This window comes from Paracidobacterium acidisoli, from assembly GCF_003428625.2.
Lineage (GTDB): Bacteria > Acidobacteriota > Terriglobia > Terriglobales > Acidobacteriaceae > Paracidobacterium > Paracidobacterium acidisoli.
Genome location: NZ_QVQT02000011.1, coordinates 1 through 24,417, shown reverse-complemented (window position 1 = coordinate 24,417; position 24,417 = coordinate 1). Strand labels below are relative to the sequence as shown.

Annotated in this window: 19 protein-coding genes; 13 read left to right on the top strand and 6 right to left on the bottom strand. The window is 57.6% G+C overall.

What is annotated here, in order from left to right; translation table 11 throughout:
* Positions 1 to 550: 550 nt before the first annotated feature.
* Together D0Y96_RS20245 and D0Y96_RS20840 are read right to left on the bottom strand one after the other, a co-directional pair.
* Positions 551 to 1,636: a hypothetical protein gene (locus tag D0Y96_RS20245; RefSeq protein ID WP_199480520.1), complete on the bottom strand. Its 1,086-nt coding sequence runs from the start codon at positions 1,634 to 1,636 to the stop codon at positions 551 to 553.
* 258 nt (positions 1,637 to 1,894) lie between these two features.
* Positions 1,895 to 2,155, bottom strand: coding sequence for an ArsR family transcriptional regulator (locus D0Y96_RS20840; RefSeq protein WP_350449134.1), 261 nt, complete (start codon positions 2,153 to 2,155; stop codon positions 1,895 to 1,897).
* 125 nt (positions 2,156 to 2,280) lie between these two features.
* On the opposite strand from D0Y96_RS20840, the gene D0Y96_RS20235 reads away from it, so the two are divergent.
* The 5 genes from D0Y96_RS20235 to D0Y96_RS20215 all read left to right on the top strand — a co-directional run bounded on the left by D0Y96_RS20235 (position 2,281) and on the right by D0Y96_RS20215 (position 6,671).
* Positions 2,281 to 3,240, top strand: a complete 960-nt coding sequence (locus D0Y96_RS20235; protein ID WP_117303718.1) for a universal stress protein — start codon at positions 2,281 to 2,283, stop codon at positions 3,238 to 3,240.
* Between the two features lie 101 nt (positions 3,241 to 3,341).
* Entirely contained in the window at positions 3,342 to 4,052 is a 711-nt protein-coding gene (locus D0Y96_RS20230; protein ID WP_252263994.1) for a Crp/Fnr family transcriptional regulator, read from the top strand.
* A 120-nt stretch (positions 4,053 to 4,172) separates the two neighbouring features.
* Positions 4,173 to 5,060: a universal stress protein gene (locus tag D0Y96_RS20225; protein ID WP_117303716.1), complete on the top strand. Its 888-nt coding sequence runs from the start codon at positions 4,173 to 4,175 to the stop codon at positions 5,058 to 5,060.
* On the top strand, positions 5,057 to 5,746 hold the full coding sequence (locus D0Y96_RS20220) for a hypothetical protein (RefSeq protein WP_117303714.1): 690 nt from the start codon (positions 5,057 to 5,059) through the stop codon (positions 5,744 to 5,746). Before D0Y96_RS20225 ends, D0Y96_RS20220 begins: the two co-directional genes overlap by 4 nt.
* 31 nt (positions 5,747 to 5,777) lie before the next feature.
* Positions 5,778 to 6,671 (top strand): universal stress protein, encoded by an 894-nt coding sequence (locus D0Y96_RS20215; RefSeq protein ID WP_117303712.1) that lies wholly within the window; start codon positions 5,778 to 5,780, stop codon positions 6,669 to 6,671.
* Between the two features lie 155 nt (positions 6,672 to 6,826).
* On the opposite strand, the gene D0Y96_RS20210 is transcribed toward D0Y96_RS20215, so the two are convergent.
* Both D0Y96_RS20210 and D0Y96_RS20205 read right to left on the bottom strand, forming a co-directional pair.
* Complete coding sequence (locus D0Y96_RS20210; RefSeq protein WP_117303710.1) at positions 6,827 to 7,477, bottom strand: HPP family protein; 651 nt, start codon at positions 7,475 to 7,477, stop codon at positions 6,827 to 6,829.
* Positions 7,477 to 9,144 carry a molybdopterin-dependent oxidoreductase gene (locus tag D0Y96_RS20205; protein ID WP_117303708.1) on the bottom strand — a complete coding sequence of 556 codons (1,668 nt, stop codon included), beginning with the start codon at positions 9,142 to 9,144 and terminating at the stop codon, positions 7,477 to 7,479. Before D0Y96_RS20205 ends, D0Y96_RS20210 begins: the two co-directional genes overlap by 1 nt.
* 694 nt (positions 9,145 to 9,838) lie before the next feature.
* Here D0Y96_RS20205 and D0Y96_RS20200 point away from each other — a divergent pair.
* From D0Y96_RS20200 to D0Y96_RS20180, 5 genes are all read left to right on the top strand, one after another.
* On the top strand, positions 9,839 to 10,453 hold the full coding sequence (locus tag D0Y96_RS20200) for a hypothetical protein (RefSeq protein ID WP_117303706.1): 615 nt from the start codon (positions 9,839 to 9,841) through the stop codon (positions 10,451 to 10,453).
* On the top strand, positions 10,443 to 10,832 hold the full coding sequence (locus tag D0Y96_RS20195; RefSeq protein ID WP_117303704.1) for a transcriptional regulator: 390 nt from the start codon (positions 10,443 to 10,445) through the stop codon (positions 10,830 to 10,832). The genes D0Y96_RS20200 and D0Y96_RS20195 overlap by 11 nt, the downstream gene beginning before the upstream one ends.
* Positions 10,833 to 10,889: 57 nt before the next feature.
* Positions 10,890 to 12,299 carry a cell envelope integrity protein CreD gene (gene creD / locus D0Y96_RS20190; RefSeq protein WP_117303702.1) on the top strand — a complete coding sequence of 470 codons (1,410 nt, stop codon included), beginning with the start codon at positions 10,890 to 10,892 and terminating at the stop codon, positions 12,297 to 12,299.
* 5 nt (positions 12,300 to 12,304) lie between these two features.
* Positions 12,305 to 13,048, top strand: coding sequence for a di-trans,poly-cis-decaprenylcistransferase (locus tag D0Y96_RS20185; RefSeq protein WP_199480522.1), 744 nt, complete (start codon positions 12,305 to 12,307; stop codon positions 13,046 to 13,048).
* 211 nt (positions 13,049 to 13,259) lie between these two features.
* The gene (locus D0Y96_RS20180; protein ID WP_117303698.1) at positions 13,260 to 14,807 is read left to right on the top strand and encodes a hypothetical protein; all 1,548 of its coding nucleotides are present in this window, start codon (positions 13,260 to 13,262) and stop codon (positions 14,805 to 14,807) included.
* Between the two features lie 44 nt (positions 14,808 to 14,851).
* Here D0Y96_RS20180 and D0Y96_RS20175 read toward each other — a convergent pair whose 3' ends face one another.
* Together D0Y96_RS20175 and D0Y96_RS20170 are read right to left on the bottom strand one after the other, a co-directional pair.
* Complete coding sequence (locus tag D0Y96_RS20175) at positions 14,852 to 16,744, bottom strand: pyrroloquinoline quinone-dependent dehydrogenase (RefSeq protein ID WP_117303696.1); 1,893 nt, start codon at positions 16,742 to 16,744, stop codon at positions 14,852 to 14,854.
* 25 nt (positions 16,745 to 16,769) lie between these two features.
* Positions 16,770 to 17,378: a cytochrome c3 family protein gene (locus tag D0Y96_RS20170; RefSeq protein ID WP_158562514.1), complete on the bottom strand. Its 609-nt coding sequence runs from the start codon at positions 17,376 to 17,378 to the stop codon at positions 16,770 to 16,772.
* A gap of 414 nt (positions 17,379 to 17,792) precedes the next feature.
* Here D0Y96_RS20170 and D0Y96_RS20165 point away from each other — a divergent pair, with 414 nt between their 5' ends.
* From D0Y96_RS20165 to D0Y96_RS20155, 3 genes are all read left to right on the top strand, one after another.
* Positions 17,793 to 18,701 (top strand): Nif3-like dinuclear metal center hexameric protein, encoded by a 909-nt coding sequence (locus D0Y96_RS20165; protein WP_158562513.1) that lies wholly within the window; start codon positions 17,793 to 17,795, stop codon positions 18,699 to 18,701.
* A 182-nt stretch (positions 18,702 to 18,883) separates the two neighbouring features.
* Positions 18,884 to 22,465, top strand: coding sequence for a TonB-dependent receptor domain-containing protein (locus D0Y96_RS20160; RefSeq protein WP_117303690.1), 3,582 nt, complete (start codon positions 18,884 to 18,886; stop codon positions 22,463 to 22,465).
* Between the two features lie 130 nt (positions 22,466 to 22,595).
* Complete coding sequence (locus tag D0Y96_RS20155) at positions 22,596 to 24,179, top strand: carboxylesterase/lipase family protein (RefSeq protein ID WP_117303688.1); 1,584 nt, start codon at positions 22,596 to 22,598, stop codon at positions 24,177 to 24,179.
* Positions 24,180 to 24,417: the final 238 nt, after the last annotated feature.

Below are 24,417 nucleotides of genomic sequence, written 5' to 3'. Positions count from 1 at the left end.
TTGTTGTCTTACGTGAGGTTAGGCCATGGCTTCTTTCCGCAGAAGAGTCTGTCGAAGAACACAATGGACAATTTATCTTCGTCTCGCATCATCCGGAAATCTAAGGACGCGCACCGTAGGCTTTGATTCTTCCAGGAACAGAATGGCCAGGTATGTACAGTAAATCGATACCTGCAACTATTAGCAGGATATGCGAATTACCTCTACGAGGGCCGCTGGGAGCCAGCCTTAATTCTGTTCTGATCTCATTTCAGATATGCTCGAAAGCTTGGCCTGATTCTGTTTCTGATTTGTTTCAAATATTCTCTTGCCAACGCGGGAATGATGACGTTATCGAGCCATGACTTTGCATCTGGATTTAGCTTCTTACGGAGGTGGTCTAGATTGCTTGGAGGCTCGTTTCCGCTCTGGAGTAGAATCCCCCTCTTCACCTCTGGTGTTTTGCATTCCAATTACACCTCCAATGCTAAGTAGTGACCGGAACGTCCATGACATATTGCGTCTTTTTCCGTAAGAATGCAGTGGGAGGCGTCTTATCGTGGGACATTCTTTATTCCTCCTCGTCAGATTGCTCGTCAGTGTTAAACAAGGCGCCATGGCGAGCGCGTGTGTCGAGGTATAAGTCTGAGCCATCCAGTTCGAGATCGTTGATCTCGAGCTTCTTCAAAATAGCTGGTAGAACCTGATGGATGGTTCTCATCCCGACGAGAAGTTCATTCATGTAGATATCAGGATGCAGCCGAGCTGCATTAAACCCCAAACTCTCAGCCTCTGCCGTGTGACCAAGCTCTCCAGCATCCTTATCTACCATGTCCATCAACTCGGCTCCGAGCGGAACCCCGGCGTGGAAAGCCGCATCTTTGAGGGTCGTGAGCCATCTCACGTAGCTTTTTATGATTCGGGATCTGAACATCTTGATCTTGGGCGCAAATTTCTCATCGACCTCAATCTTGCAGGCGGCCAGGTCAATCAGGCCGGATTCAATATTACCGTCCAGATCTAATACCGACTCACCAGGTTCGCCATCATCCATCAGTTTATGGGTCAGTCCACTAACGTACGCAGCATAGAATCCGTATACGTCGTTCAGCGAATCAAAAATGTCGCTGATAACCTTTGAATAAGGGTTCGTGTTGAGCAAGTCCCAAAGAGCATCGTCAGTCTCAAATACAATCTCTTCAGCATCCTCGCCCACCGCTTCAACCTCCTTGTCGTCCTCGTCGTCGCTGTTTAAGTATGGATCCAACTCTGACGGAAATACCTTCGGCGGTTCGATCCCCATGTCCACGAGGGTAGAGGAGACGAATAGGCTCAGCAATCCCATGTCGTCCGCGAGCGGTTCCGTGTCGTATCCGGTTTCTGCACTTTCGCGGGCATTCTCAGCTAAGCGATGAATCAGCTCATCCCACTTGGCGGCATCCTCAGGCGAGCCTGCCCACAGAACAAACTCCGGATGCTGCTCGTCCCCAAGCTTCACAATTGCCCGAAACTTCCTTTCCATATCGGACGACATGTACTCACCGTTCTTCCATTTGCTGATCTGGGCCGGCGACACGGCGACGCGCTGAGCGAGGGCTTTTTGGTTACACGACAAAGTTCTCAGAGCAAGCTCTACCCATGCCTGGCTGATGTTCATTTTCTCTCCGTGTTAAGTAAATATTACGAGATGTTTAGTTCACTGAAGTCACTATACAGTGAATTCACTAAATAATAAATTATATTTACTTCAGTTTCTGCGGACATGGGTGCCCATATCTGCGCCTCTTGGTTCATGAGATTGGCGAAGGCAATCCCGATGGAGGAGCAGTGATTGCGAAAAGAAACAGCATGCAGGCTTCACCGCCCAGTCTCGCAGAAGCTTTATCCATCTCGTCCAGCATTTCCGGAGCTTCTTTCAACCGCGCATAGAAATAGCGGCGCATGAGGGCAAGAACCTTATTGAGAATGGGATCGCGGACGGAATAGAAACCTGGTTCCCGGCTTTGCGGTTCACAACAAGCTGTTTGGCTCGAAGCACCGCCAGATGCTGCGAGACGTTTGCCTGCTCCATCCCCGTTTTTTCAATCAGCTCACCGGCAGAAAGCTCGCCGTTCCCCGGCAGCTCAATGATGGCGCTGCGCGGAGTGCCGGCGCGGAAGGCTGTGATCTGCGTCACAGAGAATCTGTTCGAAGAAACCTATGGTGATAGCAGCGATGATCGCTCTGCTGCTGCTGCACTGGATCCACTTCGCTGCGGGATCATGCGCTTGAGAGTATCCCGGAAGGGAAGGAGATACTGTAATGGAGAAATTCGTTGAAACGCTGTTCGAAAAATGCGCTCTGGCCGCTCCCGATCGGATTCTGGTTGCGACCGATCTGACCGATCTCGAATATCTGACTCCGCATATCATTGCCCAGGCAATTGCGTGTCCGGCCCATGTCACGCTGGTCCACGCCGTAATCGTCACGGATTCACTGCCGGTCGAGGCGGCGGCTGTTCCTTACATCGACATGTCCAGGATCAATCGCGATGCCCGCCTCATGCTGATGGGAGCTGCCCGCGAGATTACCGCGCATGGAATCTGCTGTGATGCTGTGGTGAGAAATGGCTACGCCACGGATATAATCCGCGAAGAAATTAAACGCACGGGCGCCACACGGCTGATCATGGGCACGCATGGACGAGGGAAGCTGGGACAGCTTGTGCTCGGCTCCGTCGCGCAGGAGCTGATCACCAGGGTCAATATTCCGGTCTTCGTTGTCGGACCTCTTGCTCGTCATTCGCTCCGTCATGTGACGCCGCGAAGAATCCTTCATCCCGTATCGCTGATGGGCGACTACCAGGAGAGCGTGGACCTTGCAGTCGAGATCGCCCAGGCCTGCCGCGCAGAATTAACGCTGCTGCATGTGCTCGATCGGGACATCGCCGATGCAATCAATCCGGAACGGGTTCTCGACTGGGCCGGGAACGCACTGGCCGCGCTCGTTCCCGACCCGACGGATCTGGTGCCTCGCGTCTATACCATGGTGACAACGGGTAAGCTGGCGGACGAGATACTGAACGCGGCGGACCAGACCGATGCCGACCTGATCGTTCTGGGCGCAGATGGAGGGCATCGATTCGGTCCTCTCAGCGCGAGCGCAGCGTATCAGGTGCTCGCCGCTGCGAAGTGTCCGGTGCTGACTCTTCGCCATGAGCCGCATCCACATCAAATGGACGCGAGAAAGAGAGAAGAAGTACACTTTACTTTTCCTGTTTGATCTGCGGACGGTTCCACTGCCTGTCAGGGCGTTTTGCCCTCGAATGGACAACCGGCCGATGCCGCAGGCAACAGGTTGCCGTTGTTCCTCGAAAGCGATGTATGCCACTGGCAGCGCGACATTTCGATGAAAAGTGCACGGAGTGCAGCTATCGCACGCTGCGGCTGTTCTGTAACCTGAGCGATGACGCACTGCAGCATCTTGACAGGATTGGATCGCGTCTTGCCCTGCCCGGCCGGGCCGTGCTCTTCGAGGAGAGCCATCCCGCGAATGGTGTTTTCGTCGTCTGCGAAGGACAGCTGAAGCTCTCCACCACCTCGCGTGACGGCCGCGTGATGATCCTGCGGCTGGCCGGGGCCGGAGACGTCCTGGGACTGAGCGCGGCGCTGAACAACATACCGCATGAAGTGACAGCGGAGACGCTTGAACCGACGGTTCTCAGAAATATCCGCCGTAACGACTTCATGGAGTTTCTGCAAACCCACCTTGAGGTAGGCGAAAAGACCTCTCAGGTGATGGCGAAGGAATATCGCGAGGTATTTCTCGATGCCCGCCGTCTCGCTCTTTCCGGATCGGCTTCAGGGCGTCTCGCGCGCCTGCTGCTGGACTGGGCCAACACGGCCGCATGCGGTAAACCGGAGCTTCGCTTCACCATGGCGCTTACCCATGAAGAGCTGGCTAACATGGCCGGCAGCTCGCGTGAAACAGTGACCCGTCTTCTGAATCAGTTTGAGCGCGACGGATTGATCCGGCGCCGCGGGTCCTCGATCACGCTTCTCAACCCCGCTCAGATGGACCTGCTCGCCGGCTAGTCCATTTCTCCCTGCATCCCTGTTCGTCCTTCCGCAGAAGTGTGATGACCATCACTGCCGCGTTGCGATCAGCCGTCTACAGTTTTCCTCAATGCATTTCATGCCTGAGGAGAAAAGCGAATGCGGGACAGCACGCTGACATTCAGGACCGTCGTGGTCGCCACCGATCTGAGCCGTTATTCCTCTACCGCGCTCCGCTATGCGCAGGCGATCGCTCACGAGCATCAATCGACCCTGGTGCTCGTGCATGTGATCGATCCGGTGAGTTACGCCTTTCCCAAAGGCGCGCCGGATGTCCTCGCCGCAAACCAGGCGGCTCTGAAGGAGCTGCGCCAGATCGAAGAGGACGCGCGGCGTCAGGGAATCACCGTTCATTCGGTGGTGGAAAGCGGAGTCATCTGCGAGCGCATTCTGCAGGCCGCGGCCGATCACCACGGAGATCTGCTGGTGCTGGGCACGCGAGCGAAGACCGAAGCCGGACGCGTCGCTCTGGGCACGATGGCCCGTCAGCTTCTCGCGAAAGCGTCCTGTCCGGTGCTCACGGTTTCTCCCGGCGCTGAGGCATTTCTCTCTTCGGCCGGGCGGTGGAGGCGCGTGGTTGCCGCAATCGATTTTTCAGCAGCATCGGTTGCAGCGCTTCACATCGCGCACGGCATGGTCCGCGATCAGCTCCTGGTCCTGCACGCGACGCGCTGCGGAAACGAGCATTGCTGCTCGAACTGCCTGGAGCGGCTGCGTTTTCTTGCTCCGCTCAACGAATCGCATACTGTGCCGGTCGAACATGTGGTCATGTCGGGAGATGCAGGCGAGGTCATTGCCAGTCGTGCAGAGAACCTGCGTGCGGATCTCGTCGTTCTCGGATCGCCGGAGAATGAGCTCTCCGCAGAAGACTTTCTTCTCAGCACGGTCCTGCAGGTCATCTCCCGCGTTTCCTGTCCGGTGCTCTGCGTCCCGCCGTCAGGCAATCCCGCATCTTCGGAACTCATAAAGGAGATTGCATTTGCATGACAGCCGCAGGTAAACTCCGCATCGCCATTCCTGCAATTCACGGTTCGCTGGCCCTCCTGCTCGGGTTAACCCTCCTTTATCTGCACGCAGCCATGAGCAACCCGTTGTTTGAGGCACTCGCTGTCGGGATTGCGATCCTGCTTTCCGCCGCGGCTCTCATCCTGGCCGCCATTACGGACTGGTTCGCCGCGTTGACCGCGGGTATGAAAAAGCTCCATCGCGTCACGTTTTATCTTCTGGCCGGGATTGCATTTGCTCTGGCTGGAATCTTTCTCGGCGCTTATCCGCTTGTCCCGCTGCAATGGCTCGTGATCTTCGCCATCATTCATGCTTTGGCATTCGGCATTTCCGCGCTTGCCTACGCGGCCAGAGCAGGCCATCACTCTCAAAAGCGTCGTGCGATGTACTTCTTCGGCGCTGTCTCGATCCTGTTTTCCGGGGCGATGGCAGGGCTGATCAGAAATCCGACCGATTCTTCCGCGACTGCAATTCTGGGCTGGTATCTCTGTTTCGTGGGCGCAAAGATGCTCTTTTTTGCGTGGGAGGCGCGGCCTGTGAGGTTCATGCCGGACAGCCCCCGGCAGCCGGAGGAGAAAGACCGGCAGACCCGCTCCGCGATCCAGTCCGCTGCCGACCGCGTTCACACGCAACCGGCGAAGCAGAACGCGCACGCGCATCACAGATGATCCGATACGAGCCGCACGGAGCGCGATCACTATGAAATCTCATTCTCTTTTTGCCCGGATTCTGATGGCCACGGATTTATCTGCCGCATCCCAGGTGGCCTATCGGGTGGCCAGGGATCTGGCGGTGCTTCTCAATGCACATTTACTTTTGCTGCATGTCTTTGAATATGCTGGCGCCGCTTCGCCAATGACCGGTGGAATTGCCGAGGGCCTGTCTGCGTTCCGTCAATCGGCAGAGCACGAGCTGGAGTTATTGCTGCTGGACTCTGCAAAGCATGGGTTGACGGTCGAAGGCAGAATCACAGACGGCATCGTTTCGGAGGTGATCCTCGAGACGGCCGGGCAACAGAGAATCGATCTGGTCGTCATGGGAACCAGGCGAACAACCGGGCTCGAACGCTTCCTTCTCGGTTCGACGGCAGAGGTTGTATTTCGCAGCTCCGATTGCCCTGTCCTGACAGCAGGACCCCGCGTCCTCACTCCCACAGGCCCGCCTCATACGCGAGGGCCGATCGTCTTTGCGACGGATCTCAGCCACATGTCGACCGCAGCAGTCCGCAGTGCCGCTTTTCTGTGCGAGCGGACCGGTGTGCCTCTTCACTGCCTGCACGTTCTTCCGCGATGCGATCTGAAGCCCGGCGATGAAGATGCGCTTCGCAGGACATCGGCTGCGGCGATCGGACAGATGATCCACGAGGGCGGATTTGCGATAGGAGACCCGCTTTGCGCGATCGCCTGTGACGACGATGCCTCCACTGGGGTGCTCGACTATGCGGCACAACACAAGGCCAGTCTCATCGTACTGGGCGTGAGGCACGCATCGCCTGTAGCGGCGCACCTTCCCGGGAAAATCGCCTGCCAGATCATCGCCGGCGCCGCCTGTCCGGTGCTGGTCGCGACGGACCAGCTCAGATCTCGTTGCTGATAACATCACCTGAATATTTGCATCATCTGGATATTTGCCGATCAACCCGGAACAGGCAGACGAATCCTGATTAATAGCTGGATCTGCTTCTCGGCGCCGCATTCCCTCGAAATGCGCCGTGGCCTGATCTGCGTCGAATCCAAAACAGAGTGGTCTCATTCCGGCGACTCGCCTGCCGGCATAAGCTGGGCCGGAGTCTTCCAGAGCGGATAGGGTAATCCGGCAAGCCTGTTGATCAGTAGAGCCTGGGCCACGAGCAGAAACACGGCCACCTCGATCACGATAAGTTCGCGGGGCCTTGCGATGATACCGAGAGAAACGATCAGCGTTGTCGCACCGGCAGGCGGATGGCTGACATCGAGCAGAGCCATAAGTGCGCCGGTGGCCGAGAGTGAGAGCGCCGCCGCCAGGATTCTTGGCCAGAAAATGCCTGGATGCGTGCCGAACGGTATAGTCCCGGCACCTGTAAGCACGAACGCGCCATAGCCGCAGACGAGTCCGATCGCGTGTCCGGCAATCGTGTTTCGCGGACTGGAAGCTTTGGCGAGCGGTGAGAAGAAGAGAAGATATGCGGTGGGACCGAGCGACGGAAATACAAAGGGATTGCGAGTCACAAATGCCAGCAGCGCCAGGATTCCAATCGTGAGAAAGCCATTTACAAACACATAGAGCGAGCGAACGAGTCTCGATGGAAAGTGGCGCAACAGCCAGTTCAGCCGCAGCCTGCGCAGCAGCGAGAGGACATGGTCGATGCCGGCATGTTCCTGGTTGTCGTCCCGGCGCGACGGCGAATCAGACTCCAGCATCAGATGTTCGGCAGCAGGTCGAAGTATTCGTCATCTTCATTCTTGCCGCCTTCCCCTTTTCCGAGCAGCTTTTCAGAGCCGACGAACTCAATCCGCTCGATCCATTTGACCATCTTGTAGCCAAGCTGGTTCTCGACCCGCAGGCGCAGCGGAGCGCCGTATTCGAGAGGAAGCCGCTGCCCGTTCATCTGCGAGGCGAGCAGGCATTCCGCCTTGAGCACGTTGTCGAGCCGCTGCGTGTCATAGTAGGGACCGCCATAGAGAGCTTCGCCAAACGAGAAGAAGGCAACTGTCCTGGCCTCCGGTTTCGGGCGCACCAGCTCGACGAGCTTTGTCATGGGAAGACCACCCCACTTCGCAATGCCGCTCCATCCCTGGATGCAATGATGCATGGTGATCTGCTCGGTCTCGCCCAGCCTTTCAAGATCGGCGAGCGAAAGCTCAACCGGGTTTTCGACCAGTCCGCCCACCTTCAGCCGGTAGTTCTCGAACCCGCTCGCCGCCAGCTGCTTCCAGTTTTCGCTGATGGGCATCTTTCCATTCGGCCAGAAGTAGGGGGAGATGTCTTTTTCTGTATATTTTTCTCGCGGGACCAGGCGATTCAGAGTAAGCAGCTGCATCGGATACGCCACAAACTTGAGTGCGCGCTGCAGGCCGCGTGGATGATGCCACGAGATGTAGTGCGCTGCGATCCACGAAAGCAGGACCAGGGCGATCCCCGCAAAACCGAGAAGCATTCCAGGATGGCCCTGGTCGTCTGTGCCCAGCACAATGTGATTCATGTTGCGCGCGAATCCGGTCATCACGATCAGCGTCACATGCACTACGAGGAACGCTAGAAAGCCGAGCATGGTGAGGAAATGAATTGAGCGGGCCGCCTGCCTTCCGCCGAAGATCTTCGCATACCACGGAAAGCGATTCACTACGGCCGGAGACATGGCGATGCCGGTCAGGATGGCCAGCGGGCCGAAGACAAAGACCACCGAAAAATATGCAATCTGCTGCAGAGCGTTATAGCCGTAAAATCCATTCGGTTCCGGCGGCAGATGGAACGTCGCATAGTGGACCCACGTGTTCCATGCCTGCAGAAGCACCAGCGGCGACGCCGGCACAAGGCGCCTCCACTGGTTGGTGTTGAAGAGCATGGTAATGAAGAAAACGCCGGTGATGATGAATCCGTGGACGTTTATGAAATGCCAGACGCGTGCAATGCCTATGGTGTGCCGGTATCCAGGCGTAGCGACGAAAGGAGAGATGTAGCGGGCATCGTCTTTCGCGGTCCACATACGATCGCGGGGAACCCTGAGCGGCGTAACCCGAATCCACTCGCTGTCCGGTGTGCAGTTGTCGTTGAAGTAAAGACGCGGATGATCGACCAGAATCGAAAGACCGCTGCGGATCAGCATCATCACAAAAAGGAAGTTGAAGAAGTGGCTGTAACGCACCCAGAGCGGAAAGCCATGAGGTCCGGTGAAGTTATTGGGATAAATCTGAGGAACCGGCGGAATATGCGGCATGCCGGTTACTGCGACTTCGATCCACGCCGCCGCAATGACCAGCAGCAGTGCGATGCCGGCTCCGATCAGAAGAGAGGGGCGAATCCAGATGCGAAAGCGGCGATCCGCAGGGTAGTGGACCGCTCTGTGCTCAGCGTCAAACGAGACCATGATCTCCCCGAAGTTTCATCTCGAAGGTAACAGCCCGCAGGACAACGCTTCGTGACGCAGATCACAGGTGTGATGGGAATCACTGCCTGAATAACGATCGGATCGATACCGTAGGGATAGGTATCGAAGCCATGATCGATAAATGCGCCAACCCCGAATGCGACGAACGCCTGGTCTATCTGCGTTCCGGAGTTCTCTATGCCGTGGATATGCGCAGAGCGGAAAATGCCGGAAGAGCCACTCACTTTTTCTGGATGTGCGAAGGCTGTTCTTCCCGGTACAGGCTCCACTTTAACGGCCCTGGTGAGCCGGATGTGGTTTCCATGAGCGCGCCGGCCGCGCCTTATGATGCCGAGGTCTCAGAGCGTATTGTTTATTCCATTCTGATCAACCCTCCGCCTCACAGGATGCCAGGTCAATTTTCGCCGGCGGAAGACGAGATCGTGCCCAGTACGAAGAGGGGGCGGCGTATCTGCTCGGGAGGAACCGGACGCCTGCCGCTACGGCCATCTGCAGGAGCTCCGCCATTGTCGGCCAGTACGTCTGTGTCGGGAGGCAAAGAAAGAGTTTCAGGAGGCAGATGAATGCTGCCATCGTCAGCAGGATTGAATTCAGTCTGCAGAACGGAGATCAGTATTTTGCATATTGACAGGCGCTGCCCGGCAGGTTACTTTGCATTGTAAAGTTATTTGCGATGAATGATCTTTACAAAGCGCTTGATGACATCAGCAGCATTCGCAGGCAGATGGCCAGTACGACGGTATTTCGGGGTTATGGCCCCGCGACACTCGCCGCCACTGGCGTATTTGCGGCTCTGGCTGCAGGTGTGCAGGCGATTTGGCTGCCCGATCCGGGCAACCACATTTCCATTTATCTGAGTATCTGGATTACGACTGCTGTGGCGTCGGCAGCTTTGACAGGCGTGCAGATGTATACGCGCACGCGCCGCATCCATTCCGGGCTGTCGAATGAGATGCTCCGTATGGCGGTTGTGCAGTTTCTGCCGTCCGCAGGCGCAGGCCTGCTTGTAACGATCGTGTTTCTGCGTTATGTGCCGTTTGCAGTATGGATGCTTCCGGGGTTGTGGCAGGTGATTTTCAGCCTGGGAGTTTTTTCATCGTGCCGGTTCCTGCCAAAACCCATGATTGCGGCTGGTGCATGGTATCTGCTTACGGGACTCAGTTGTTTTGCTGCGGGAGGCAGCCGGGCGCTGTCTCCATGGACTATGGGAATTGCTTATGGGGTGGGCCAGCTGCTGGTCGCGGCCATTCTCTTCTTTCATGCTGAGGAGAACCTGGATGAAATCTAAGGTCTCCTCCAGCGAAGGCCGTTTCGCATACGAAGGGCTGGATCGAGTGATCCACGAGAGAGCTCGCCTGAGCATCCTTACGTCTCTGGTCACGAATCCGAAGGGATTGACGTTCAACGATCTCAAACAACTGTGCGCTCTTACCGATGGCAATCTGAGCCGGCATCTGAACGTGCTGGAGAAAGGGAAAATGGTCGAGATTCTGAAGGGGCATGAGCGCAATCGCCCGCAGACGGTTTGCCGCATTACGCCTCCAGGCCGTAAGCGCTATCTTGAATATCTTTCTACCCTCGAACAGGTGATTCGGGATGCGGCAAAGGAGACGAAGAGTGAGCCCGCAGGCAATCCGATACGCGGCCTGACACCGTCAAGAGCATAGATTTTTTTTACCTCAATACTTTGTAATACAAAGTACTTTACGAAAGGGAGTATTTCTGTGAGTGATTTCTCGTTATTGCAATCGAGTCCCAGGGGAATATTCAGATCCCTGTCGATGGGTGTGAAGCTCATTATGATTTGCGGTCTGGCACTGCTCATGACCATTCCTGCATTCTTCGTGGGTGGACTGGTTAACGATAGAACCAAACGCGCTGACGATGTCGTTGCAGAGATAAGCAGCCATGTTGGAGGTCCGCAGACCTTCCTCGGACCGACACTTGCTATACCGTATAGCGTTCCTCCGCAGTCTCCGGCCGATTCCACAAAGCACGGAACCTACCTGGTCTTTCCTGCACAGGCTTCCGCGACCCTCAGGACCAAAACGGAAGAACGGCACCGGTCGCTGTTCAGCGTCCCCGTGTTCCAGGCAGATTTGAAGCTCGATGCGAATTTCGATCTGTCAGGGGTTTCGGCCGCAACTCCACAGGGCGCCGAACTCGACTGGAGCCATGCAGAAATTATCGTTGGAGTGAGCGATGCACGTGGAGCGCTGGCCGACGCTACGCTGACGGCAGAAGGGAATACCGTCACGCTGGTGCCGGCGGAGACAGCCGACAATATCTCGATCGGTGGAGATCAGAACCAGCACATCAGGCTGTCATTATTTAGCGCAAAGGCCGGTGACCTTGCAAAACCGGATGCCAGGTTTCACGTGACATCTGCGCTGCGCTTCTCCGGCGCTGAGCGAATTGCAGTACTGGCCTATGGAAAAACGACTCATCTGATCGCGCAGGGAGACTGGCGAAACCCGGGATTTGATGGGGGAATTCTTCCTGCCAGTCACAGCATCACAAATCAGGGTTTTGCCGCTGAGTGGTCCGTGCCATTTATCGCCCGCGGCGTGCGCGCGGAAGGCCCGAGCGATTTGATTACAGGACTCGACGCCACAGCGCTTGGTGTGTCCTTTATCGAGTTGGCCGATCCCTATCAATCCGTCAACCGGTCCTTGAAATATGTACTTCTTTTTCTTGGCCTGGTCTTTCTGACCTACTTCGTATTTGAGGCCACAACGCGAAAGAGAGTTCATCCTGCGCAGTACATTCTGGTCGGTGTGGCACAGATCATCTTTTATCTTCTGCTTTTATCGTTCGCCGAAAGAATTGGCTTTGATTACGGCTTTATGCTTGCAGGCGCAGCAACCATCATTCTGCTCTCGGCCAATGCCGGGTGGATATTTGCCAGCCGGTTGCAGGGGATAAGGGCGTTCGTGATTTTCACAATGCTGTACACACTGATCTATCTGCTGCTGACTCTTGAAGACAATGCATTGCTGGTGGGCGCAATTGCGAGTTTCGTGGCCGTGGCTGGAGCCATGTACTTTACTCGGAGAATTGATTGGCATGGTTCGCTTCCGGCTCCCGATGCTTCTGAACAGTCCGGGCCCATGGTTTCAGGAGAAACATTGTGAGATCGGTGGAATCGAGGCAAAACAAAGGACTGCACGTAGCCATCATTATGGATGGCAATGGGCGATGGGCTGCGCGTCGCGGTTTACCCCGCGTCGCGGGCCATCGTGCAGGAATCGCCTCAGTACGTCGTATCGTGGAGCGCGCGCTGGATCGAGATGTTGCCCGGCTGACCCTGTATGCATTTTCTTCCGATAACTGGCGGCGGCCGGCTTCTGAGGTACAGAGCATTTTCTGGCTGCTCCGTGCCTTCCTTCGCCTGGAAATTCAGCGGCTTCTGCGGCAAGGTGTACGGTTTCAGATGATTGGAAGACGGGATCGACTGCCGAAAGCGGCGTTGCAGGAAATCAATAAGGCCGAATCAGCCACCGCGGCAGAAAGGCGTCTTCATTTATATGTTGCCATTGACTATTCATCGCGAGATTCCATTGCGTGCGCAGCAGCTGAAGTTAAGGTAGCAGCCCCGAATGAAGAAATGCGCTTTCCTGATTTGTTTCGGTCGATGATCGAGCAGGCGCTCATGATGGATGAGAGAGAGGTCGATCTTCTGATCCGCACAGGTGGCGAAAAGCGGCTCTCAGATTTTCTGCTCTGGGAATCCGCTTATGCTGAGCTCCTCTTCTCGGATCGTATGTGGCCTGAATTTAACGAGAATGATTTCGATGCTGCTTTAGATGAATTCCATCGCAGAGAACGACGCTTTGGAGGGCTGTCAACAATTCCTTTGCAGTCAGCCGTCCCGGCTGTATAAGTCTCAATCAGAGACCCTGGTTGCAGCACAGAAGAAGAGGGATACAGCCAATAATTCCAAACTGCAGTCGATCATCCGCCAGCCGAACGGGATTCCGCGAACTTATCCGGCGATAAGCGCGAGGCGAATAACGCCTCCATCTCTTTGTGCTTGATTTTCGTGATCTGCTGAGGTTAGTGTTGGAAACGTTTCCGAAAGTGAGGACGTGATCATGTCCCTTGAAACCAGCCGCCGCCGGTTTGTTCAGCTGCTTGGCGCTCTCAGCGCCGGATGGCCAGGAGTTCTGAAGGCGCAGGATACTGCTCCCAAACCGCAGCCCGCGCGCGTCTCGGCCAACACATTCGTCAATGAAACGGTCAATCGCAAAAATGTTGTCGGCATTCAGGTGAAGGCCTATGCGTGGCCGGATGAGGGAATCGACAGCATCCTCGACAACCTGCAGCAGAAGGGAAACGTCAATACGGTTCTGGCTTTCACGTACCTGTCAGACCCGACCGATATCGTCACGGGCAGTATTCAGCTGCCCGATCACGGAACCTTCGGCCGCAATAAGCCGCCCTCCACGGGCGGCGCGAATTACGACTACGACCTTAAATATTTTGCGAACACCACGATCCGGGATTTTCGCTCGCCTGACGACAATCATTTCAATGTGATTGCGGAGGTTGTTCCGAAGATGAAGGCGCGAGGCATGAGCTTCTTCGCCTTCGACTACAACAACACCTCGGCACGCATGATGCGCTTTATTCCTGGGTTCACGCAGGTGGCGGAGATCGATACCTATGGCCGCCGGACCGACAGTGCCTGCTTCAACCATCCCGATTACCGCGCGCACCTGACAGCGAAGATAGAGTCACTGCTCTCCGGTTATCCGAATGAGGTGGATGGCGTGACGTGGGGATGCGAGCGTATGGGGCCGCTCGACAATATGATTGGCGGTGGATGGGCGACAGCCGGTATCTCGTGCTTCTGTCCGTTCTGCACGGCGAAGGGCCGCGAGCGCGGCATCAGCGCGGAGCGAGCTAAAGAGGGTTATCTGCGGCTCGATACGCTCTTTCGCGCCGCTCAGAAAAAGCAGCGGCCGGACGATGGATACTTTGTGACGTTCTGGCGAACGCTGACGGAGTATCCCGAAATTCTGGCCTGGCAGGCACTGTGGACGGACAGTTATCACGAGGTGCGCGCTGAGCTCTACGGCACGGCCAAGGCGCTTGCGCCGAAGAAGCCCTTCGGCTTTCATGTGGTGCAGAACGTTACGTTCAGCCCGTTTTACAGCGCGGTCGAGGACTACGGAAAGATTCGCGAATACGCGGACTTCATCAAGATCGCAACGTACAGCAATGCAGGCGGTGGACGCATGGTGAGCTTTCTGAATCATCTGTGCTCGACCATCTTTGCCGACGTTACACCGCAGGCGTTTCTGCCCACGTACTACGGCATGATGAACTATCAGGAAAAGTCCTACGCGGAGATTCTCGCGAATGGATTGTCTCCGGATTATGTGGCGCGCGAGACAAAGCGGGCCATTACGGGTACCGGCGGCACGGTGCAGATCTATCCGGCGGTCGACATCGATGTGCCGGTACACGAAGGCCAGCATAAGACAACGCCGGAGAGTGTACGCGAGGAGATGGATGCGGCCTTTGGAGCAGGAGCGAACGGCGTAGTGCTGTCGCGCGAGTACACAGAGATGTGGCTGAAGAACCTGGCGGCCGCCGGAGATGCTTCGCGCAGAATCTTTGCTGCGCAAAAGAGCTGAACCGGCCACGGAAAGGCGGCACCAAATGAAGGCCGCCGATGTTCTCAGGGAAGCGTCCAGGCGATCAGGCTGTCGGAATATTTCTTCCCGCCCCCGCCTGCGGCGATCACTACATATTGCTTCTTCGACTTCGGTCCGGTGAAGGTGATGGGGGATGCGTGCGCTGAAGCGGGCAGCTTTACTGTCCAGATTTCTTTGCCGGTCTTTTCGTCAAAGGCGCGGAAGCGCGCGTCGTCTGTGGCGCCGATGAAGACCAGGCCTCCGGCGGTGACCAGCGAGCCGCCGAGATTCGGAGCCCCGGTCGGTGGAACGCCTTTGGCGATGAGCGAGTCCACGACGCCGAGGGTGGACTGCCAGCGGAATGCGCCTGTATCCAGATCGATTGCGGTCAGCGAACCCCAGGGCGGCATCTGACACGGATTGCCATCCTGATCGACGAACTTGGAGCTGCGCTTCTGCATCGGCCGCGAGCGGTAAGAGACGCTCGCTCCGGAGGAACTCTGCACCATGTGTACGAAATTTCCGAGATCCTGCGAATTGACGAAGAGTGTGCGCGTTCGTGGATCGAACGATGCGCCACCCCAGTTGGCGCCGCCGAGCGAGCCTGGGAAGAAAATTGTCGGGTTGGTGCTGATGGGAACGTAGACCTTGTCGAGATGAGCGCCGGCAAGGAGTTTGGCGCAGAAGTCATGCGATTCCTGCGAGACATTGGTGAGTTCGTCTGCGGTGAAGGACTGGCGCGCGAAGGGTTTGGGAAGAACAGGGAAGGGCTCTGTCGGCGAGGCCTGTTCGCCCGGTACATCGCTGGAAGGAATGGGTTTTTCCTGCACGTCGAAGAGCGGCTTGCCGTTCACCCGATTGAAGACGAAGGTAAAGCCCGATTTTGTAACCTGCGCGACGGCGGGAATGATTTTGCCGTTTCGCTTCACGTCGACCAGAACGGGTTGCGCGGGAAGATCGTAATCCCACAGATCGTGATGAATGATCTGGTAATACCAGATCATTTTGCCGGTCGTCGCATTGAGCGCCACCAGCGAATCGGAAAAAAGATCTGCGCCTTTGCGGTCTGCCCCGTAGTTGTCATATCCGGGCGAGGTGAGCGGAAGGAAAACTATTCCGCGCTCCGTGTCGACGCTGAGATTCGACCAGGCATTGACCGCCGAGCGATCCTTCCATCCATCGCCCTGCCAGGTGTCGTGTCCGAACTCTCCTTCGCGGGGCACGGTGTGAAAGACCCACAGCAGCTTTCCGGTACGCGCATCGAAGGCGCGCACATCGCCGCGTGGTCCCTTCGGCTCCGCGTCGGCGGTAATGGAGCCGCAGATCACGACGTTTTTGTAGATGACCGGCGGCGAGGTCATGCCGAGATGTTTGTCGGGAAAGTCTTCGGCGACGCCCAGACGCAGATCGACGGAGCCATCTTTGCCGAAGGCCGGATCGGGTTTGCCGGTCTCGGGATCGATCGAGATAAGGCGGCCGTCGAGCGTGCCGAGAAAGATGCGATGCTGCGTGCCGTCGCTCCACCACGCGGCGCCGCGATTGACCAGCAGCGGATAGGTCATGTTGGGATCGATCTTCGGATCGAAGGCCCAGATCTGTTTGCCGGTCTCGGGATCGAGAGCGATGACGCGCGAAAAGGGGGTAGTGATGTACATGCGGCCGTTCACCACCAGAGGCGAGGTCTCAAACGAGCTGTGCGCGGGCCAGTCGCCGGTCTGGCCATCGCTCATGTCGCCGGTGTGAAAGGTCCACGCTACTTCGAGCCTGCCGACGTTTTTTGTGTTGATCTGCTTCAGCGGAGAGTAACGCGTGCCGCCTGGATCGCCGCTGTAGCTCAGCCATTGCTGGGCATGCAGAGAGAGAGGCAATAACGCTGCGCCTGCAAGCAAAGCAGCGATTCTGATGCGCGCAAACGCGGGATGAAGGATACGGTTCATGATCGGCGATATCGCTTTCCTTGAGCTATTGCTGAAATGCCTCGTGACAGGTGGTGCATGTAACCTGCGCGTGATTTTCCCGATGGCAGTCGATGCAGGCCTTCATGCGCATCGGCAGATGCGGCTGCACGACGTCGGATGCCCAGACATCGCCGTGACACGCGGCACAGGCGGCTCCGGCTGCCTTGTGGCGGGCATGGCTGAAGGTGACGAAGTCCGGCAGTGTGTAGACGGGCTTTTCGGGCGTGATGTGCGTATCCGGCGGCAGTGCCGCGAGCTGTTTGATCGGCTCCGCATCTTTATCCACCTGGGCGTGGCATGCCATGCACTTTGACTGCACGGGGAAATCCGCATGGACACCGGTTTCCGCTCCCGTGTGGCAGTATGTGCAGTTGATCTTCAGCGCGGCATGGCGCTTGTGGCTGAAGGGGAAGGGCTGCTGCTTCGCAGACGCATCCGCCGGAGCAGGCGTCTGCGTTCCGGCGGATGCCGCGGGCGGCGAAGAGCTTTGCGCCTGCGAAGAGGATTGCGCGGCCGGCATAGCCATGACCGGCCTGACCTGTTCTGCGCCCACGGCCGCGGCGAGAATCGCTGCCGTTGCCAGCGTCTGCTTCCACCATTTCACTGCCTGCACCTTTTGCCTCCGGCGCGGTTCTGTCGCGGTTCGTGAAGAGTGCCGGGATGGGCAGGGAAATCTGGAAACGATTCCAGGTGCGGCCCTGATCATCCCCGTTCAACGCTTCCGATCGTGGACTTTCTCTTCGGGTCGGGATCATATACGAATTTCTTCGGCGCGCGCAAGCAGCCGTCTCGGGACGGCAGAGCCTCGGCTGGATGGCAGTTCCGCAGGAGTGAAGCTCGGCGATCTTTTCACTGCTTGCGACACCTTCGGCTTTGCTCGGGACAGGCTTTGAAGCCATGCTCCGATACAAAGCAGGGTTCTCCGGCAACTGTACTTTGTAAACGGAGACACTACTTTCCGGGCTCCTCCCTCTGAGACCTGGTGCGTTGACGAGTCTTTCTGGCGCGTGCCACGATGTGCGGCACCATGAAATTCGAACTCATCTCCCGCCGCAACTTCATTGCCGGGGGCACGGCCATGCTGACAACGCAGCTGGCCGCAGCCCTGCCTTCTCCGCCCGCTCTTACTGCCGGAGAGGTTATGCAGCGCATTCAGTCTCACGTGGGCATGCCGTGGCTTTCCTCCACGATGCCGACTACGGTGGACAAGCTCGTTTCCGGGGACGACAGCACTCCGGTGCGAGGCATTGTAACCACGACGATGGCGACGCTCGATGTGCTGCAGAAGACCGTCGCCGCAGGCGCAAACATGATCGTCAGCCATGAAACGCCGTACTACAGTCAGCCCGACAAGTACGACGACCTGAAGAACGATGCCAACCTGACCGGCAAGCTCGAGTACATTCGCAGCCACGGAATCGCCATCATGCGGCTGCACGATCACTGGCATCACCGCACGCCGGACAGTATTGCCGCGGGTATGGTGAGCGAGATGGGATGGCAGAAGTATGTGGACCCGCAGGAGCCGAGACAGTTCCGGTTTCCCGGCACGCCGCTGAAGACCTTTGCGCTGGAGGCGGCGAATCGCCTGCATGTAACCACGGCGCGCGTGGTCGGCGATCCGGAGATGCTGGTGCGCAATGTGGTGGCGTACTGGGGGAACGTGACGCGGGAGAAGGGAATTGCGACGCTGGCGCGGCCCGATGTAGACACGCTGATCTCCGGCGAGACCCACGAGTGGGAGGTGGTCGAGTATATCGAAGACCAGCTGACCGCGGGACGCCGCAAGGCCCTGATCCTGCTGGGACATGTGGCGACGGAGCAGGGAGGCATGCGCTATTGCGCCGAATGGCTGCGCGGTTTTGTGCCGGAGGTTCCCGTCCGCTTTATTCCTGCGCTGAATCCGTTCTGGAGCCCTTATCCGCGATCGTGCTGAATGAGCGTGAGCGGGCATCGGCGAAAAACATTTTGAATTTGCGTTTGACTGTTTTTTCTTCCACGTGATAGCTTCTCGTCCGTTATTGAAATCCACGGTGGGTTGAGTCTGCTGCGGGTCGGAAACGTTTCCATATTGGAAACGTTTCCGATTACCACCAGGAAAAAAATCAGGAGGTGCCTATGACAGGTTTCAGGTCCGCTCTCCCCTTTGCGCTGTTTGTTGCCATGCTTGCTGTCTTCTCCACGATCTCCGTTTCGGGACAGAACATCACCGGCTCGATCATCGGCCAGATCACCGACTCCTCGGGCGCTGTGGTCGCGGGCGCAACGGTGACGGCGACGGATCTTGCCACCTCGGTTGCCCGCGCGACCCAGTGCAATGCGTCGGGCCAGTTCCAGCTGCTCTCGATGCCGACAGGGCAGTACAGGATCGAGGTTCGCAGCAGCGGCTTCAAGACCTACACCAGAACACCGGTCGAGGTGCTGGTCGATCAGGCGACGCGTATCGATGTCGCGCTCGAAGTGGGCAACACGAGCCAGCAGGTGGTGGTTACGGCGCAGGCTCCGCTGCTGCAGGTGGAAAATGCGTCGCTCGGCCAGGTGGTGCAGGGCAAGGCGGTGACCGATATGCCGCTGAACGGACGCAACGTGCTTTCGCTGGTGGCTCTGGTGCCGGGGGTCGTGCCGCAGGGCGGCACTTCCACCAACCTCACGGGACAGAATGTCTTCGCGGCGGGGAATTATCAGATCGGCGGAGGCACGGCGAACCAGAGCTCCACGCTGGTAGATGGCGGTCCGGTCAATGTGCTCTATGGCAATGCGACGATGCTGGTGCCCGATCAGGATGTGGTCCAGGAGTTCCGCGTGCAGACCAACAACAATACGGCGGAGTTCGGCATGTATACCGGCGGCGTGATCAATATCGCGACCAAGTCCGGCAGCAATGCCTTTCACGGCACGACGTATGAGTACGTTCGCAACACGATCTTCGATGCCACGGATTTCTTCTCGAAGCGCGGCTCGAACGGCAAGCAGCAGTTCCATCAGAACCAGTTCGGGGGCAACATCGGCGGCCCGATCTGGAGAAACAAAGCCTTCTTCTTCTTCGATTACCAGGGCTATCGCCAGATTTACGATCAGCCTTTCAATGCCAATACGCCGACACCGGCCGAGCTGCAGGGCGATTTCTCCGCAATTACGACGAAGATCTACGATCCTCTCACCACATGCGGCTACAACGGCAACCCGGCCTGCACGGCGGCGCAGCTGAGCGGCACGGCGCCGCTGCGGACACAGTTCAGCTACAACGGCGTGCCGAATGTGATTCCGCCGGACCGCGAGAGCGCAGTAGCGAAGAACCTGATTGCGTATCCGGAGTTCGGCAAAGAGACGTCGCCGGGTACGCCTGGAACGGCGCTGAATAACTTCAACAAATTCGCTCCGACGGGCGGCAACAACGATCAGTACACGATCCGCGGCGATCAGCAGATTTCCTCGAAGCAAAGGACGTTCGAGCGCTACACGCTCTGGAAATCGAAGAACGTCGCGCCCGATCCGTATGGCAATGGCCTGGTCACCAGCAGCCCGATCGCTCCCGAGGCGTTCACGACTCGGCAGATCGTCTTCGGAGATACGTATGTCGTCAATCCGACGACGATTGCCGACCTTCGCATCTCCTGGATGCGCTGGAACTACAATCGCATTCCGGGCGGCATCGGATACAACCTCGCGAATGCGGGCTTTCCTTCTTACTTCAGCGCGCTGACACAATATAACGGCTTCGCTGATTCAACGTCGGTGCCGCGCCTGGTCTTCAACAACCCCACGTACTCAATTGGCGGTACGGGTCTCTATTATTCGATCAACAACAACTACGGCATCGCGCCGACCTTCACAAAGGTTCTGGGGCAGCACACGCTGAAGGCGGGAGCCGATCTTCGCCGCCTCGACGAGTCCTATTACGAGAACGGATATCCGGGCGGCCAGTGGACCTTCGACAACGTCTTTACCTCCGGAAACCCGTCTTCTCCAGGGTCGACAGGAAATCCGGTGGCGTCGTTCTTTCTGGGTTATGTCGCGACCGGTATCGTTCCGGTTTCTCCCTTCACTTATACGACGCTCGACTATCAGGGCTACTACGTGACGGACACATGGCAGGCGAGCAGCAAACTGACTGTCACCGCGGGCGTGCGCTATGAGATTCCCGGCGTCTATGTGGAGCGCCACAACCGCACGGATGCATTCAATCCGACGGAGACGAATCCGATTGTCGGAGTTCCAGGCGCGTTCGATCTGGTCGCAACATCGCAGCACCCGGAGCGCGGCATGCGCAGCGAGCACTTCACCAACTTTCAGCCGCGTCTCGGCATCGCGTATCGGCTGAATGAAAAGACGGTGCTGCGCGCCGGGTGGGGAACATTCATGATTCCCTCCGATCTGCAGTTTCCGGAGTCGCCGTATCAGGCGGCGATCAACTCCATCAACAACAACATGGTGACCACGGTGAACGGGAACGAGACACCATACAACGCCTTTGATAACCCTTTCCCTTCAGGCCTTCTCAACGCGCCCGGCCGCAATCCGAATTTTCAGCAAACGCTGCTGGGCGGTTCCGCTTCTGCGACGCTTGCGGATGAGCCGAATGGGCTGACCTATCAGTGGAATGTCACCGCGCAGCGGCAGCTGCCGTACGGCATCGCTCTGGAGGCCGCCTACGCGGGCCTGCACGGAGCGCACCTGCCGGTGAGTATCGCGATCAATCAGCTTCCGGACAAATACCTTGCGCAGGCCGCGTCCGATCCGGACTGCGTTGGTCCTTCGGCCAATCTCCGCACATCGTGCTTCCTGACCAAACAGGTGACCAATCCGTTTTACGGAAAGATTCTGCAGGGCACGCTGCAGCAGCCCACAGTGCAGCAAAATCAGCTTCTGCTGCCGTTTCCGCAATACGGCAACATTACGAATACGGGACACTATGTGGGCGTGAGCAATTACGATGCACTGCAGATGAAGCTTGAAAAGCGCTTCAACTCCGGCGGTGTGCTGCTCGGCTCCTACACCTTCTCGAAGGTGCTGACCAATGCAGAGACGCTTACGTCGTGGCTGGATGGCTCGCCGGGCGGGGCCACCTTCCAGGACACGAACAATCTGAATGGCGAATACGCGCTCTCGACATTCGATTCACGCCAGCGTCTGGTGGTGAGCTATGTCTATTCGCTGCCTTTCGGCAAGGGACAACGGCTGTTCGCTCACGCGAACGGCGTGGTGAACGGTGTGATCGGAGGCTGGGGCGTGAATGGCGTGACGACCTTTCAGGACGGCTTCCCGCTTGGCTTTACCGCGACGCCCAACACGACGACAACGTATGCTCTTGCCGGTGGGCTGCGGCCAAACGTAACGCAGGGCTGCGACAAAAGTGAAAGCGGATCGATGTTTGATCGGCTGGGTGGTGCGCTCTCGAAGAGCACGTATTTCAACACCACCTGCTTCACGCATCCTGGTGTCTTTACCTACGGCAACGAGAGCCGCTCCGACAACGAGCTGCGGACGCCGGGCATCGCCAACTATGATTTCGCTCTGTTCAAGGACACGCCGATCACGGAGCACACCAGCTTCGAGTTCCGCGTGGAGTCATTCAATCTTTTCAACCGCACGCAGTTTGCGCCGCCTGTTCAGGTGCTGGGCAACAGCCAGTTTGGACAGATCACGACGCAGCAGAACCTGCCGCGCCTGCTGCAGCTGGCGGGCAGATTATCCTTCTGAATGCCGGGGACCGCTGCCTGCTGTGTGGTGGTCCTCTGTATTTGGGGCATCGCCCAGGGTGTGAAAGGTTCAGCTTTGGACCCTGCGCACTTTACGAGGTGTTGATCTGTTGCTGAGGAGTTCACACGAAATGTCACGGGCGGCATGCGTTCATGCAATCGTTCTCTGTTTCTGCAGCACATTCTTCTGCGTGCCGGCATGGTGCGCCGCCGCGCCGCAGGTGCATCTCAACGATGGCGCCGTCGCGGGGAAATGGAGCGATGACGGCGCGATCCGTATCTTCCTGGGTGTTCCGTATGCGGCGCCGCCTGTCGGGGCGCTTCGCTGGAAGGCTCCGCAGCCTGTAACACCGTGGCAGGGCGTGCGGCAGGCTGTTGCCTTCGGCAGCCGCTGTATTCAGTGGGGTACTTTCCCTGACATTCTGTTTCGCGACGCGGGCGAAAGCGAGGATTGCCTGACGCTCAATGTCTGGACGCCGGCGAAGTCCACCGGAGCGAAGCTGCCGGTGATGGTCTGGTTTTACGGTGGCGGATTCAATATGGGAGGCACGTCGGAAGCGCGTCAGGATGGCACGAACCTGGCCCGCAACGGAGTCGTTGTCGTCTCGATGAATTACCGGCTTGGGATCTTCGGCTTTTTGGCGACGCACGCGCTGGCCGAGGAGTCGCCGCACCATGCGGCCGGCAATTACGGCCTGCTGGATCAGGTCGCGGCACTTCACTGGGTGCAGCAGAACATCGAAGCATTCGGTGGAGATCCGCAGAACGTGACGATCTTCGGCGAGTCTGCCGGATCGAGCGCGGTCAGCTCGCATATGGCCTCTCCGCTCTCGCATGGATTGTTTGTGCATGCGATCGGAGAAAGCGGCGGCGCACTCAAGCGCCATGATCTGGCGTATCCGGATGGCGCAACGGCGCAAAAGGAAGACGAGGTCTTTGCGCAGAGCGCCTTCGGCACAACTTCGCCGGACCGGCTGCGAGCGCTGCCTGTGAATGTGCTGCTGCACGCGGCTCTCACCAAAGCACCGAATGTGCCTCGTTTCCAGCCATCCATTGATGGCTACTTCTTTCCCCGGCGCGTTGCGGAGATCTATGCGGCGCATCAGCAAAATGATGTGCCATTGCTGGTGGGGTGGAATCGTGATGAAGGCACGAATCAGGTGGTGAACACTCCATCAAAGCTCACGGTGGCGGGATTACAGGCGACGGGCCGCGCGGATTTCGGAGCACATGCGGAGGAGTTTCTGAAGGTTTATGCGGCCTCGAACGATCAGGAGGCAGCGCGCGCGGCCGAGGACTATGCCAGCGATAAATTCATTGCCTACGCGACGTGGGAATGGATTACTGCGCAGGCGGACACGGGCCACGCTCCCATCTTTCGTTATTACTTCGAGCTTCCTCCGCCGGGCGATCCACTGCATCCGGCGGCGAACGGCACATTTCACTCGGACGACATTGAATATGTCTTCGGCAATCTGGATTCGCGGAAGGGCGCGCACTGGCGTCCTGAAGATTACCGTCTCTCAAAGCTGATGCAGACGTACTGGACGAACTTCGCCAAAACCGGCAATCCCAACGCTTCCGGACTGCCGTCATGGCCGCGCTATCACGGCGGTACCGGCTGGCAGGTGATGCATCTCGGCGCCGCTCCGAAGGCGGAGATCGATCAGCACCGCGCGCGCTTTGTCTTTCTCGACAGCGTCTGGAGCAACTGAACCGGCGGGATTCCGGAGCCAAATTTCTTGACCGGTCCGAAGGGCGTGGTTATAGTGGAAACGTTTCCGAAGAAGAAAGGGCGGAGTCCGCTCCGCAAGGCCAGGCAGGCAAACAGATGACAACAGTGAATCGTCTCAGGATTACCCGGATAGAGGTATTGATGTTGCGGGTTCCGCTTCGTCAGGTGTATCGGGGCAGCTACTATCAGATGACGCACCGGGCGACGATTCTGACGCG